11 protein-coding genes and 1 pseudogene are annotated in these 13,199 nt (G+C 70.2%); 7 read left to right on the top strand and 5 right to left on the bottom strand.

What is annotated here, in order from left to right:
• The 3 genes and pseudogenes from GT354_RS01220 to mce form a co-directional block, all read right to left on the bottom strand.
• Window positions 1-1,799 (bottom strand): annotated as a pseudogene (locus GT354_RS01220) (hypothetical protein); the annotation flags it as partial.
• 139 nt (window positions 1,800-1,938) lie between these two features.
• Entirely contained in the window at window positions 1,939-3,276 is a 1,338-nt protein-coding gene (gene ccrA, locus GT354_RS01215) for a crotonyl-CoA carboxylase/reductase (protein WP_161354259.1), read from the bottom strand.
• Between the two features lie 268 nt (window positions 3,277-3,544).
• Window positions 3,545-3,985 (bottom strand): methylmalonyl-CoA epimerase, encoded by a 441-nt coding sequence (gene mce, locus GT354_RS01210; RefSeq protein WP_161354261.1) that lies wholly within the window; start codon window positions 3,983-3,985, stop codon window positions 3,545-3,547.
• Window positions 3,986-4,256: 271 nt separating this feature from the next.
• Between mce and GT354_RS01205 the strand changes: the two genes are divergently transcribed.
• Both GT354_RS01205 and meaB read left to right on the top strand, forming a co-directional pair.
• The gene (locus GT354_RS01205) at window positions 4,257-5,444 is read left to right on the top strand and encodes an acetyl-CoA C-acetyltransferase (protein WP_161354258.1); all 1,188 of its coding nucleotides are present in this window, start codon (window positions 4,257-4,259) and stop codon (window positions 5,442-5,444) included.
• A gap of 150 nt (window positions 5,445-5,594) precedes the next feature.
• A complete protein-coding gene (meaB, locus tag GT354_RS01200; RefSeq protein ID WP_161354257.1) occupies window positions 5,595-6,557 on the top strand; it encodes a methylmalonyl Co-A mutase-associated GTPase MeaB in 963 nt (320 codons plus the stop codon).
• Between the two features lie 109 nt (window positions 6,558-6,666).
• On the opposite strand, the gene GT354_RS01195 is transcribed toward meaB, so the two are convergent.
• Window positions 6,667-7,191, bottom strand: a complete 525-nt coding sequence (locus tag GT354_RS01195) for a MarR family winged helix-turn-helix transcriptional regulator (RefSeq protein WP_161354256.1) — start codon at window positions 7,189-7,191, stop codon at window positions 6,667-6,669.
• A 193-nt stretch (window positions 7,192-7,384) separates the two neighbouring features.
• On the opposite strand from GT354_RS01195, the gene GT354_RS01190 reads away from it, so the two are divergent.
• From GT354_RS01190 to GT354_RS01175, 4 genes are all read left to right on the top strand, one after another.
• Window positions 7,385-7,999, top strand: coding sequence for a MarR family transcriptional regulator (locus GT354_RS01190; RefSeq protein ID WP_346011782.1), 615 nt, complete (start codon window positions 7,385-7,387; stop codon window positions 7,997-7,999).
• A gap of 67 nt (window positions 8,000-8,066) precedes the next feature.
• The gene (locus GT354_RS01185) at window positions 8,067-8,387 is read left to right on the top strand and encodes a DUF3817 domain-containing protein (protein WP_161354255.1); all 321 of its coding nucleotides are present in this window, start codon (window positions 8,067-8,069) and stop codon (window positions 8,385-8,387) included.
• Window positions 8,388-8,472: 85 nt separating this feature from the next.
• Window positions 8,473-8,790 carry a DUF3817 domain-containing protein gene (locus tag GT354_RS01180; protein WP_161354254.1) on the top strand — a complete coding sequence of 106 codons (318 nt, stop codon included), beginning with the start codon at window positions 8,473-8,475 and terminating at the stop codon, window positions 8,788-8,790.
• A gap of 705 nt (window positions 8,791-9,495) precedes the next feature.
• Window positions 9,496-11,184, top strand: coding sequence for a methylmalonyl-CoA mutase family protein (locus tag GT354_RS01175; RefSeq protein WP_161354253.1), 1,689 nt, complete (start codon window positions 9,496-9,498; stop codon window positions 11,182-11,184).
• 120 nt (window positions 11,185-11,304) lie between these two features.
• On the opposite strand, the gene GT354_RS01170 is transcribed toward GT354_RS01175, so the two are convergent.
• Complete coding sequence (locus GT354_RS01170) at window positions 11,305-11,934, bottom strand: TetR/AcrR family transcriptional regulator (RefSeq protein ID WP_161354252.1); 630 nt, start codon at window positions 11,932-11,934, stop codon at window positions 11,305-11,307.
• Window positions 11,935-12,216: 282 nt separating this feature from the next.
• On the opposite strand from GT354_RS01170, the gene GT354_RS01165 reads away from it, so the two are divergent.
• Entirely contained in the window at window positions 12,217-13,179 is a 963-nt protein-coding gene (locus GT354_RS01165) for a tetratricopeptide repeat protein (protein ID WP_161354251.1), read from the top strand.
• The last annotated feature ends 20 nt before the right edge of the window (window positions 13,180-13,199 follow it).

The following is a 13,199-nucleotide window of genomic DNA, read 5'->3' as shown; positions in this document are numbered from 1 at the left end:
CGACCGGCGTTCTCGGCGGCCTCGGTGCGCAGCCGCTCGGCCTCGGCGCGGGCCGCCTCGACCTGCTCGGCGGCCCTGGTGGTCGACTCCTCGCGCAGTTGCGCGGCCGCAGCGGCGGCCTCCGTACGCAGTTGCTCCGCCTCGTCGCGGGCGCGCTGCAACTCCTCGGCGGCCTCGGCCTGTTGACGCTGTGTCATGTCACGCAGACGGGCGGTGTCGGCGACCGCCTTCTCGCGCAGCTTGCCGGACTCGGCGCGCGCGGCATCGAGCAGCTCGTCCGCGCCGGTTTGGGCCTTGGCACGCAACTGCTCGGCGAACTCCCGGGCTTCGCCGGCGAGACGCTCGCTCGACTCGCGGGTGCGGACCTCCACCGCTTCGGCGTCGGCCTGCGCCCGGGCGCGCAACTCGTCGGCCTCGGTGCGGGCTTCGCTTTGGACGCGGTCGGCCTCGGACCGCGACTTGGCCATCAGGTCGTCGGCGGCCCGCGCGGAGGTCTCCAGGCGCTCGGCGGCGCCGGCCTCGGCGTTGGTCAGCAACTCCTTGGCCTCGGCCCGGAGTCGGTCGACCTCCTGGCGGCGGCGGTCGATTTCCGCGCGCGCGCCCGCCTCCAACTCGTCGACCCTGGCCAGGGTCTCCTCGCGGGCGGCGTCCAACTCGGTACGGGTGTCCGCGCGCAGCGCCTCGGCCTCGGTACGGGCCTCGTCGCGCAGTCGGTCGGCCTCGGCGACGGCCTCGGCGCGCAGCCGCTCGGCCGCGGCCCTGGCCTCGCCGGCGAGCTTGTCCGCCTCGGCGCGGGCCTTGCCCACATATGCCTCGGCGTCGGTCGCGGCCTTGCCGAGCAGTTCGTTGGCCCCGCCTTCCGCCTCCTGCAGCAGGCGCTGGGCCTCGGACTGCCGGCGGTCGGCTTCGCTCGCGGCCTCGGCGCGCAGGCGTTCGATCTCGAACTGGGCGGATTCGAGCAGCTTCGCGGTGTTTTCGGACGCGCCCTGGGCGCGGGCGCCGGCCTCGCCGGTGACCCGTTCGGCCTCGGAGCGTGCCTCGCCGATGATTCGGGCGGCCTCGACCCGGGCGTCGCCCACGAGGTTCTCGGCCCGGGTACGCGTCTCGGTGCGCAGTTGTTCCGACTGGTCCACGGCCGCGCTCGCGCGGGACTTGGCCTCCGCGATCACCCGATCCGCGTCGCTTTGCGCGCGCGAGATCAGCGCCTCGGCCTCGGCCCGGGTGCTCTCGGTGGTGCCGGTCGCCTGTTCACGGGCGGCGGCGGCGATCCGCTCGGCCTCCGCGCGGGAGTTGTCCAGGAGTTGCCGGGCGCGTTCCTCGGCCTGGGCGCGCAACTGCTCGGCCCACGCGACGTTCTCGTTGACCCGGGACTCGGTGGCCAGGCGGGCCTGCGCGAGTTCCTCGTCGAGCCGGCGCCGGCGCTCCATGACCTCGGCCTGCCACTCGGCCTCCAGGCGCGCGGAGCGCGAGGCGGCCTCCTGAAGCAGGCGCTGGGTGGTCGCGCGCGACTCCTGGAGCTCGCGCTCCGCGTCGGCGCGGACCTGGTCGGCCTGAAGCTGCGCATTGCGCAGCATCTGCTCGGCCTGGCCGCCGATGCTGTCGAATCGGGGTGTGGCGAGCTGCCGGCGGAGGTCGTGCAGCTTCGCGCGGAGAACCTCGACCTGATAGCCGAGGTCCTCCGCGTGAGCGACGTTGTCGTCGCGCTCCGTCTTCAGCCGCTTGATCTCGTCGTCGAGCACTTCGAGGTGCTCGTCGACTTGGTAGCGGTCGTAGCCCCGCACTGTGGGGTCCCACTCCATCCCCTGGCCGCGTACGTTTCAGTACTGCAAGTTGGCCGTTTCCGGCCGATCGGTGCCGCTTCGGTTCCATCTGTACATCCGGAACCGCCCGTACCGCACTGACTACCAGGGAGAATGGTCTCAGATCCAGGGACCGCCGTCAGACGTTACGAAAGCGGTTGATGGCGTCGATGTGCTTCGCGCGCATCTCGACGTCCCGGACCCCCAAGCCCTCTTCCGGTGCGAGACACAGTACGCCCACCTTGCCCTGGTGCAGGTTTCGGTGGACGTCTCGGGCCGCTTGACCAGTCTCTTCCAGAGAGTAGGTGCGCGACAGCGTCGGGTGGATCTTACCCTTCGCGACCAGACGGTTCGCCTCCCACGCCTCACGGTAGTTGGCGAAGTGCGAGCCGATGATCCGCTTCAGGCTCATCCACAGGTAGCGGTTGTCGTACTCGTGCATGAAGCCGGAGGTCGACGCGCAGGTCACGATGGTGCCGCCCTTGCGGGTGACGTACACCGACGCCCCGAAGGTCTCCCGGCCCGGGTGCTCGAAGACGATGTCCACGTCCTCGCCGCCGGTGAGTTCGCGGATCCGCTTGCCGAAGCGGTTCCACTCGCGCGGGTCCTGGTTGTGCTCGTCCTTCCAGAACGTGAAGCCCTCGGCCTTGCGGTCGATCACCAGCTCCGCGCCCATGTCGCGGCACAGTTGCGCCTTGTCCTCGGAGGACACCACGCAGATCGGCGTCGCGCCGCCCGCGAGGGCGAACTGGGTGGCATACGAACCCAGGCCGCCGGAGGCGCCCCAGATCAGCACGTTGTCGCCCTGCTTCATGCCGGCGCCGTTGCGCGAGACGAGTTGCCGGTACGCGGTCGAGTTGACGAGGCCCGGCGAGGCGGCCTCTTCCCACGTCAGGTGTGCCGGCTTGGGCATCAGCTGGTTGCTCTTGACGAGCGCGATGTGTGCGAGACCACCGAAGTTGGTCTCGAAGCCCCAGATCCGCTGCTCGGGGTCGAGCATCGTGTCCGAGTGACCGTCCGCGCTCTCCAACTCGACGGACAGACAGTGGGCGACGACCTCGTCACCGGGCTTCCACGCGTTCACGCCCGCGCCGGTGCGCAGGACGACGCCCGCGAGGTCGGAGCCGAGCACGTGGTACGGCAGGTCGTGCCGCTTGGTCAGGTCGGAGTTTCGGCCGTACCGCTCCAGGAAGCGGAAGGTGGAGACCGGCTCGAAGATCGCGGACCAGACGGTGTTGTAGTTGATCGCACTGGCCATCACGGCGACGAGGGCTTCGCCGGGGCCGAGTTCGGGCAGCCGCACGTCTTCGACGTGCAGCGACTGACGCGGATCCTTGTCCCGCGATTCCATGCCCTCGAACATCGTCTCCTCGTCCTTGTGGACGGTGACGGCGCGGTACGAGTCGGGAAGCGGGAGCGTCGCGTACGCCTCCTTGGGGGTGTCCCCCGCGAGGATGGCGTCGAGGATCTCCTTCATCGTCGGCCTCCATGGGTCGGCGGTTGAAGCATGGGAGAACATGAGGGATTGCTGAACTTACCCGCCGGTAACGTTAGGTGCCGGCGGTACGCGCGACAAGAGGCGCGGTCGCAGAAACCGGGCCGCTTGTTTGACGGTTTGTCAGATTCGCGCGGTGGCGCGAGCGCTCGCGAGACGTGGCGAGAAATCGCGGGGTGTCGCGAGAAGTCGCGAGGTGTAGGCGAGATCTCACGAACTGTCGCGAGGTGTCGCGAGTCCGGCTCGGACGTCAGTGCTCCGCGCCGGGGTTCTCGGCTGCGGTCACGAGCTCGGTGAGCACACCGTGACAGTCCTTGGGGTGCAGGAAGGTGATGCGCGAGCCCATGGAACCACGTCGGGGCTCGTCGTAGAGCACCCGGACTCCCTTACCCGCGATGGCGGCCGCGTCGCCGTCCACGTCGGCGGTGCCGAAGGCGATGTGGTGTACGCCCTCGCCGTTCTTCGCCAGCCACTTGCCGACCGCGGAGTCCTCGCGGATCGGCTCCAGGAGCTGGAGGTAGGAGGCGCCGCCGTCCGACGTCTCGTTGATCTTGAGCATCGCCTCGCGGACGCCCTGCTCTTCGTTGATCTCGGTGTGGAACACCTCGAAACCGTAGGTCGTTGTGTAGAACGCGACCGTCTCGTCGAGGTCGCGGCACGCGATGCCGATGTGGTCGATACGAGTGAGCACCATGGCCTCCAGGACAGCTCTGCTGACGGCTCCGACGAAACTCGGGTTACCTGCGAGTAGATACCCGGTCCGACGAGACGAGACTATGGGGGAGACCGCACCGGATTCGCCCTGTGGGAGATGGTGGGTTCCGTCACATCGCGGGCCCCTGCCACGCTCCGTGCCCTTGCGGGTAGGTTCCGGAACAACTTCACGTCCGTCGCGGGGATGCCGCACGTCGTCCGGAGCCTCCGGGTGACGGCACCCCGACCCCCAAGTTGTGGAGGCCACCATGGCCGGTTCTGTCATCGTCGCCGGGGCCCGTACGCCCATGGGCCGGCTGCTCGGATCCCTCAAGGGATTCTCCGGGCCCGAACTCGGCGCCGTCGCGATCAAGTCCGCGCTGGAGCGCGCGGGCATCTCCGGGGACCAGGTCCAGTACGTGATCATGGGCCAGGTGTTGCAGGCGGGCGCCGGGCAGATGCCCGCCCGCCAGGCGTCGGTCAAGGCCGGTATCCCGATGAACGTGCCGTCGCTCACGATCAACAAGGTCTGTCTCTCCGGCCTGGACGCGATCGCGCTGGCCGACCAGCTGATCCGCGCGGGCGAGTTCGACATCGTGGTCGCGGGCGGCATGGAATCCATGACCAACGCCCCGCACCTGCTGCCCAAGTCGCGTGAGGGCTTCAAGTACGGCGCGATCGAGATGCTCGACGCGATGGCCTACGACGGTCTGACCGACGCCTTCGAGAACATTCCGATGGGCGAGTCGACCGAGCACCACAACGGCAAGCTGAACATCTCGCGCGAGGAACAGGACACGGTGGCCGCGCTGTCGCACCAGCGCGCGGCGGCCGCCGCCAAGAACGGCGTCTTCGACGCCGAGATCGTCCCCGTACAGGTCCCGCAGCGCCGGGGTGAGCCGGTCGTCTTCGCCACCGACGAGGGCGTGCGCGCCGACACCACCGTCGAGTCGCTCGCCAAGCTGCGTCCGGCCTTCACCAAGGACGGCACCATCACCGCCGGTTCGGCCTCGCAGATCTCCGACGGCGCCGCCGCCGTCGTGGTGATGAGCAAGGCCAAGGCCGAGGAACTGGGCATCGAGTGGCTCGCCGAGATCGGCGCGCACGGCAACGTGGCCGGTCCCGACAACTCGCTTCAGTCGCAGCCCTCGAACGCGATCAAGCACGCGCTGGGCAAGCAGGGCCTGACCGTGGCGGACCTGGACCTGATCGAGATCAACGAGGCGTTCGGGGCGGTGGCGGTGCAGTCGATGCGCGACCTCGGCGTCACGTCGGACATCGTCAACGTCAACGGCGGCGCCATCGCCCTGGGCCACCCGATCGGGATGTCCGGCGCCCGCGTGGTGCTGCACCTGGCCCTGGAACTCAAGCGTCGCGGCGGCGGCACGGGCGCGGCGGCCCTGTGCGGCGGCGGCGGCCAGGGCGACGCCCTGATCCTCACGGTCCCGGGCAACTGACCCGGAACCCGGCTCTTCTGCAACGATCTTGGAGTCGAGGGGTACACGTCACGACGTGTGGACCCTTCGACTCCGAGATCGTTTCTGCGTTTTCGTGTTGATGCCGTTGGTGCTGTCGGTGCAGGGGAGCCTTGGCTGATGAGGGCTGGGATGGATGTCGCGACGTTGGTGGCCCAGGCGCGGGAGGGCAGGCCACGGGCTGTGGCGCGGTTGATCTCGATGGTCGAGGACGCGTCGCCCAAGCTGCGCGAGGTGATGGCCGCGCTCGCGCCGTTGGCCGGCAACGCGTACGTGATCGGGCTGACCGGGTCGCCGGGCGTGGGCAAGTCGACGTCGACGACCGCTTTGGTGAGCGCGTATCGGGTGCTCGGCCGTCGGGTCGGCGTGCTCGCGGTGGACCCGTCCTCGCCGTTCTCCGGCGGGGCCCTGCTCGGTGACCGGGTACGGATGCAGGAGCACGCGACCGACCCCGGCGTCTACATCCGTTCGATGGCCTCGCGCGGCCACCTCGGCGGGCTCGCGTGGTCGACGCCGCAGGCGCTGCGGGTGCTGGACGCGGCCGGGTGCGATGTGGTGATCGTCGAGACGGTCGGGGTCGGGCAGTCCGAGGTCGAGATCGCGTCGATGGCCGACAGCACGGTCGTGTTGCTCGCGCCGGGCATGGGCGACGGGATCCAGGCGGCGAAGGCCGGGATTTTGGAGATCGGCGACCTGTACGTGGTCAACAAGGCCGACCGCGACGGCGCCGCGACCACCGCGCGCGAGCTGGGTCACATGCTCTCGCTCGGCGAGGCCCGCGGCCCCGGCGACTGGCGCCCGCCGATCGTCAAGACCGTGGCCTCGCGCGGCGAGGGGGTGGCGGACGTGGTCGAGGCGCTGGAGAAGCATCGCGCCTGGATGGAGGCCGACGGCGAGTTGACCCGGCGCCGGCAGCGCCGGGTGGCCGACGAGGTCGAGGCGATCGCGGTCACGGCGCTGCGGGCCCGGATCGGCGACCTGCGCGGCGGCAGGCACCTGGACACGCTCGCGGGCCGCGTGCTCGCCGGCGACCTCGACCCGTACGCGGCCGCCGACGAGCTGATCGCCGCCATCGGCGCCCACGGCGGGGTCTGAGACGGGAGCCGGCTCGGGGCTCGACTCCTCCGGCACGGCGTCCGGCTCGACGTCCGGCACGGCGTCCGGCTCGACGTCCGGCGCGTGCGGAACGATGCCCGGTCGGGCCTCAGGAGGCGGCGGCCTCGGGCTTCGCGCCCGGACGCAACGACGGGCAGGCCCGGCCCGGCGGGCGCAGCCGTTCGGCGACCGCGCCGAACGCCTCGCCGACCACGAGCTTCTGCTGCGGCGTCATGACGTCCATCAGGTGGCGCCGGACGCCCTCGACGTGGGTGGGCGCCGCGGCGCGCAGCAGGGCCCAGCCCGCGTCGGTCAGCTCCGCGAAGGCGCCGCGACGGTCGGTCGGGCAGTTCCTGCGGGCGACCAGGCCGGCGTTCTCCATCCGGGTCATCTGGTGGGACAACCGGCTCTTGGACTGCTGGGTCGCCTCCGCGAGATCGGTCAGCCGTACCTCGCCCTCCCGGTTCTCGGACAGATGGACCAGGATCTGGTAGTCGTGTATCGACAGACCGTGTTCGCGCTGCAACTCACGCTCCAGCTCGACGGGCAGCAGGTTGATCACCGCGATGATCTGCCGCCACACGCACTGGTCTTCGTCACTCAGCCACCTGGGCTCGGCTCCGCTTCCGCTCATGTACGGAGAATACCCAAAATAGTTGAAGGTTGAATAATCATCATTGGCACAGCTGCCTTCTCGCACTGCGCCGCAGGTCGCACGCGGACAACGGTGAGGTTGGCGCGGCGGGCGGGTGTGGGGCGTGATGTGGTGATGTGCGACTGGTGAGACGGCCACGTGACCCATCGGTAACCTCCACTACGCTCGCCCCGTGCCGAAGCCACTGAACCTCCCCTTCGATCCGATCACGCGTGCGGACGAGCACTGGCGAGAGCGATGGGGGGAGCACCCTCCGATGGTCGCGATCACGTCGATCATGCGCGCGCAACAGATCCTGCTCGCGGGCGCGGACGCGGTGCTCAAGCCGTACGGGCTGACCTTCGCTCGCTACGAGGCCCTGGTCCTGCTGACCTTCAGTCGCAACGGAGCGCTGCCGTTGTCGAAGATCGGCGAGCGGTTGATGGTGCATCCGACCAGCGTCACCAACACCATCGACCGCCTGGAGCAGGCCGAACTGGTCACCCGCCGGCCCAATCCGCGCGACGGCCGCGGCGTACTCGCGGTGATCACCGACACCGGCCGCGACGTCACCGAGCGGGCCACCCGGGACCTGACCGCCCGTGACTTCGGGCTCGGCGCGTACACGCCCGAGCAGTGCGCCCAGATCTTCGACCTGTTGCGGGTGCTGCGGGTGGACGCCGGCGACTTCCGTCCGGCCGAGGAACCCGGCGGGCAGGCGGGCACGGCGCCGGTCGAGTCAGGGGTCGAGTCGGTCGGAATCGGTGGGGAGGGGGCGGATTCGGGGACCCCGGTGCCGGCGACGTAAGCTGCATGCGCCATTGTGAAAAGCGGGCGACGAGGGCGTCGAACCCGCCGATACCGAAGGTGCTGCCGTGAAGCCTGTCGTACTGACCCGATACCGCGTGATGGCCTGGATCACCGGCTGCATGCTCCTGGTGCTGTGCCTGTGCATGGTGCTCAAGTACGGGTTCGACACGGGTGAGAAGGCGACGCTCTACGTGAGCCAGGCGCACGGCCTGCTGTACATGATCTACCTCGTCGTCACGTTCGACCTCAGCAGCAAGTTGAAGTGGAAGTTCGAGCGCATGCTGCTGATGATGCTCGCCGGAACCATTCCGCTCGCGTCGTTCTTCGCCGAGCGCAAGGCCGTCGCGATGGCCGCGGAGCGCGAGCTCGCCACGGCCTCCGCCTGAGCTCGATCGCGCCGTGGTCGCTCGGCCGATCGCCCGGCCGGCCGTCGGCACCCCTCGTACCCGCTTCTCCTTCCCGAGGACTCCCATGCTTTCCACCACTGTCGGTCGCTTTCGAGTCGTGTCGATCGCCGAAGGTTGTTCGTTCCTGATCCTGCTCGTCTTCGGTTCGGTGCTCAGCCGGATCTCGGACATCAACCTCGTCATGCCGCTCGGTGTCCTGCACGCGGTGATGTTCATCCTGCTCCTGCTGGCCACGCTGGACGTGCGGACCAAGCTGTCGTGGGACACCAAGACCACGCTGCTCGCCGTCGTCGCCGCGATCCTGCCGCTCGGCCCGTTCGTCTTCGACTACAAGATGAAGCACAAGCTGGTCGAGCCCACCGCGGCACCGGCTGCGGCCTGACGCGGCGCCGGGGTTGTCCCGGCCTCCTTCCCCGGCTTTGCTGCCCGGGTCTTCTTCACCGGCTTGTCTTCTCCCGGCCGCCGGGCCTCGGGCCCCGGCCGGGGTCACCCGGCCCGTCTCGTAGGCCACCATGACCGCCTGGGCCCGATCACCGAGCCTGCTGCCCCCCGTCGCCGGACGATCGGCGTGCCTCGGGTATGCCTCAGGCGTGCCGGACGCGCGCGCCGGCCGTCGGCAGGGTGAGCCGTACCTCGAATCCGCCCCGCGCTCGTGGACCCGCGACGAGCGAGCCCCCCTTGCGACGTGGGCCGCTCGCGCATGCCGAGCAATCCCCGGCCGCTCCCACAGCGATTCCGCGTACCCGGCGGGGCCGGGGATGTTTGCGACCCGGACCGTCAACACGCCCTTCCCCTGCCCGAGTTCGACCATGGTGTCGGCGCGGGCGGCGGGCGGCTGCCCGAATCCGACGGGTGGGCTCGTCCCTCCCCGACGTTCGACGGACCGGTAGTCGACGCGGCGCGAGCCCCTCGGACAGCGATCCGGCCACGCCGTCACCCATAGCGGGGCGGAAGCGGCCGAATGGGCGACCAAAGAGGCTCGGGGCTTGGCGTTTCGGGGGTCGTGGACATTTACTAGGACGTCCTAGTAATTTCCTCGTGCCACGCGGGAATGAGTCCTACGAAGACGGCATCGGATGGGAGCCACGTGAACACCGAGGACATCGAAGCGGGACGCCGGCGCTGGCAGGAGCGTTACGACAAGGTCCGCTCCGACGCGATGCGCCGAACCACGCTCTCCGAGTTGGAGGTCGAGCCGGTCTACGGCCCCCCGCAGGGGCAGCCCTACGAGGGCTTCGAGCGGATCGGCTGGCCGGGCGAGTTCCCGTACACCCGCGGCCTCTACCCCACGGGCTATCGCGGCCGGGCCTGGACCATCCGGCAGTTCGCCGGGTTCGGCAACGCCGAGCAGACCAACGAGCGCTATCGGATGATCCTCGCGGCGGGCGGCGGCGGCCTCTCGGTCGCGTTCGACATGCCGACGCTGATGGGCATCGACAGTGACGCCGAGCGCGCGCTCGGCGAGGTCGGGCACTGCGGCGTCGCGGTGGACTCGGCCGCGGACATGGACACGCTCTTCAAGGACATCCCGCTCGGCGACGTCACCACGTCGATGACGATCTCGGGCCCGGCGGTGCCGGCGTTCGTGATGTACCTCGTCGCGGCCGAGCGCCAGGGTGTGGACATCGGCAAGCTCAACGGGACGCTCCAGACCGACATCTACAAGGAGTACATCGCGCAGAAGGAGTGGCTGTTCGCACCCGAGCCGCACCTGCGCCTGATCGGCGACCTGATGGAGTACTGCGCGGCCGAGATCCCCGCGTACAAGCCCCTGTCGGTGTCCGGCTACCACATCCGCGAGGCCGGGGCGACGGCCGCGCAGGAGCTCGCCTACACGCTGGCGAACGGCTTCGGCTACGTCGAACTGGGCCTGTCGCGCGGCATGGACGTGGACCTGTTCGCGCCGGGGCTGTCGTTCTTCTTCGACGCGCACGTGGACTTCTTCGAGGAGATCGCCAAGTTCCGCGCCGCCCGGCGGATCTGGGCGCGGTGGATGCGCGACGAGTACGGCGCGAAGACCGCGAAGGCGCAGTGGCTGCGCTTCCACACCCAGACGGCCGGCGTCTCGCTGACCGCGCAGCAGCCGTACAACAACGTCGTCCGCACCGCGGTCGAGGCGCTCGCGGCGGTGCTCGGCGGCACCAACTCGCTGCACACCAACGCCCTCGACGAGACGCTGGCGCTGCCGAGCGAGCAGGCCGCGGAGATCGCGCTGCGCACGCAGCAGGTACTGATGGAGGAGACCGGCGTCACCGCGGTCGCCGACCCGCTGGGCGGCTCGTGGTACGTCGAGGCGCTGACGGACCGGCTGGAGGCCGAGGCGGAGGCCACGTTCGCCAAGATCCGCGAACTCGGCGAGACCTCGCCGCACCCGATCGGGCCGATGACCGCCGGCATCCTGCGCGGGATCGAGGACGGGTGGTTCACCGGCGAGATCGCCGAGTCGGCCTTCCGCTACCAGCGCGGCGTCGAAAAGGGCGACAAGCGGGTGGTCGGCGTCAACTGCCACGAGGGCTCGGTCACCGGCGACCTGGAGATCATGCGGGTCAGCCACGAGGTGGAGCGGGATCAGGTGGCGTTGCTCGGCCGGCGACGCGCGGCCCGCGACGAGGCCGCGGTGGGTGCGGCGCTCTCGGCCATGCGGAGCGCTGCGCGGGGCACTGCCAATTTGGTGCCGCCCATGTTGGCCGCCGCTCGGGTCGAGGCGACGCTTGGGGAGATTTGTGATGTTTTGAAGGAGGAGTGGGGGACCTACACGGAGCCGGCTCGGTTTTAGGTTCTTTGCTGCGGGTGCGTCTTGGTTTGGTTGGGTGGGGTTCCCACCCGCACCACCCGTTGCGTTTTCGGGGCGGGCGGCGGTTTTACGGCGTCGGGGTGGGCTGATCCGGCCTCTGGTTCAGGTCAGGAGGCCGGCCACCACGAAGGTGGTGAAGCGGTCCACCCAGGTGTCGCCGGCGGGTTCCGCGCTGACCAGGACGTGTTGGACCACCGTGCCGGCGATGACGTCGAAGATCAGGTCTACGTCGATGTCGCCCGGGGCGGTGATCTCGCCTCGGGCCTCGGCGCGGGCCCGGCCCTCGACGACCAGGCGTTTTTGCGGGTTCACCACCTCCTCGCGGATGCGCCGCCGCAGGGCGGGGTCGCTCGTGGAGTCGGCGACCAGGCCCATCAGGGCGGTGCGCATCTCCGGGCGGCCCAGGAGGGCGGCGAAGCGGCGGACCACGTCCTCGATGTCGGCGCGCAGGTCGGCGCCGCGGTCGGGCAGGTGCAGGGTGCCGAGCATCTCGGCGACTGCGGCGATGGCCAGGTCGTGTTTGGAGTGCCAGCGGCGGTACAGCGTGGTCTTGGCCACGCCTGCCCGGGCGGCGACGTCGCCCATGGTCAGGCCCGCCCAGCCGCCGTCGGCGAGCAGCGAGCGGGCGGCGGCCAGGATCGCGTCGTCCGCGGTGGTACTGCGCGGCCGGCCCTTGACGCGGGGTGTCAGGGTGGGGTCTTCGGGCCGGATTGCCGCCGATTCGTCGTGCACGGTGGGTCAGGTTACCGGCAGGTACGGTACGGGGCGGTGGCGCACGTCACATCCGCCATTGCGGATCGCACTGTCGCGTTCCGCCCGGGAATCCCCTTACGCTACGAGCCGTAGCGAATCGCGTTGCCTGGATGGGGATTCGAGCATCACGGTCGCCACTGACGATCCGTCAAGGATCGTCGTCCGTCCCGGGGCCCGCAATCCTGCGGGGACCGGGACGTGACGAGACTTCCGCGCGCGGCCGGTGCATCGCCCGGCTCGCTCTCGGGGGAAGATGTCTACATGCAGCCACGGAACATGTCCATGCGCGGAGTAGTCGACCTCGGCGCGGTCAAGGCCGCCGCCGACAACGCCGCCAAGCGTGCGGCCACGCCGGCCGGGGAACCCGCCGCCGCGTCCGGAGGCCAACGGGTCGTCATCGACGTCACCGAGGCCACCTTCGAGACCGACGTGCTCGCGCTTTCGCAACAGGCGCCCGTCGTGATCGACTTCTGGGCCGAGTGGTGCCAGCCGTGCAAGCAGCTGAGCCCGCTCCTGGAGCGCCTGGCCGAGGAGTACGCGGGCCGGTTCGTACTCGCCAAGATCGACGTCGACGCCAACCCCCGGCTCGCCCAGGAGTTCGGCATCCAGGGCATCCCCGCCGTGATGGCGGTGGTCGGCGGCCAACTCGCGCCGCTGTTCCAGGGTGTCGTGCCCGAGCAGCAGGCCCGGCAGGTGCTCGACCAGCTGGTCCAGCTGGGCGAGGAGCGCTTCGGCCTGACCGGCGTCGTGGTCGGCGGCGCCGGCCCCGAGATCGACGAGAGCGCGACGGAGGTCGACGAGGAGCCCGCCGGCGACCCACTGCTCGCGGCGGCCGACGAGGCGCTGGAGTCGGGCGACCTGGACGGCGCCGTCCAGGCGTTTCGCAATGTCCTGTCCGACCATCCCGCGCACGCCGAGGCCAAGCTCGGGCTGATCAACACCGAACTGCTCGTGCGTACCCAGGGGGTGGACCCGGCCAAGGCCCGCGAGGCCGCCGCCGAGCACCCCGACGACGCCGCCGCGCAGACGCTCGCCGCCGACCTGGACATCCTGGACGGCCGCGCAGACGAGGCGTTCGCCCGACTCGTGGAGACGGTCCGGCGCACGGCCGGCGACGACCGCAACAAGGCGCGCCTGCACCTGCTCGACCTGTTCGAGATCGTCGGCGCGGACGACCCGCGCGTCCCGAAGGCGCGGATGGCCTTGGCGGGCGTACTTTTCTGACGGTTCGTCCGAGGCGTTCG

Source organism: Streptomyces sp. SID3343 (assembly GCF_009865215.1).
Lineage (GTDB): Bacteria > Actinomycetota > Actinomycetes > Streptomycetales > Streptomycetaceae > Embleya.
Note: the sequence above shows the minus strand (reverse complement) of the source record. Positions and strands in the feature narration are given on the sequence as shown.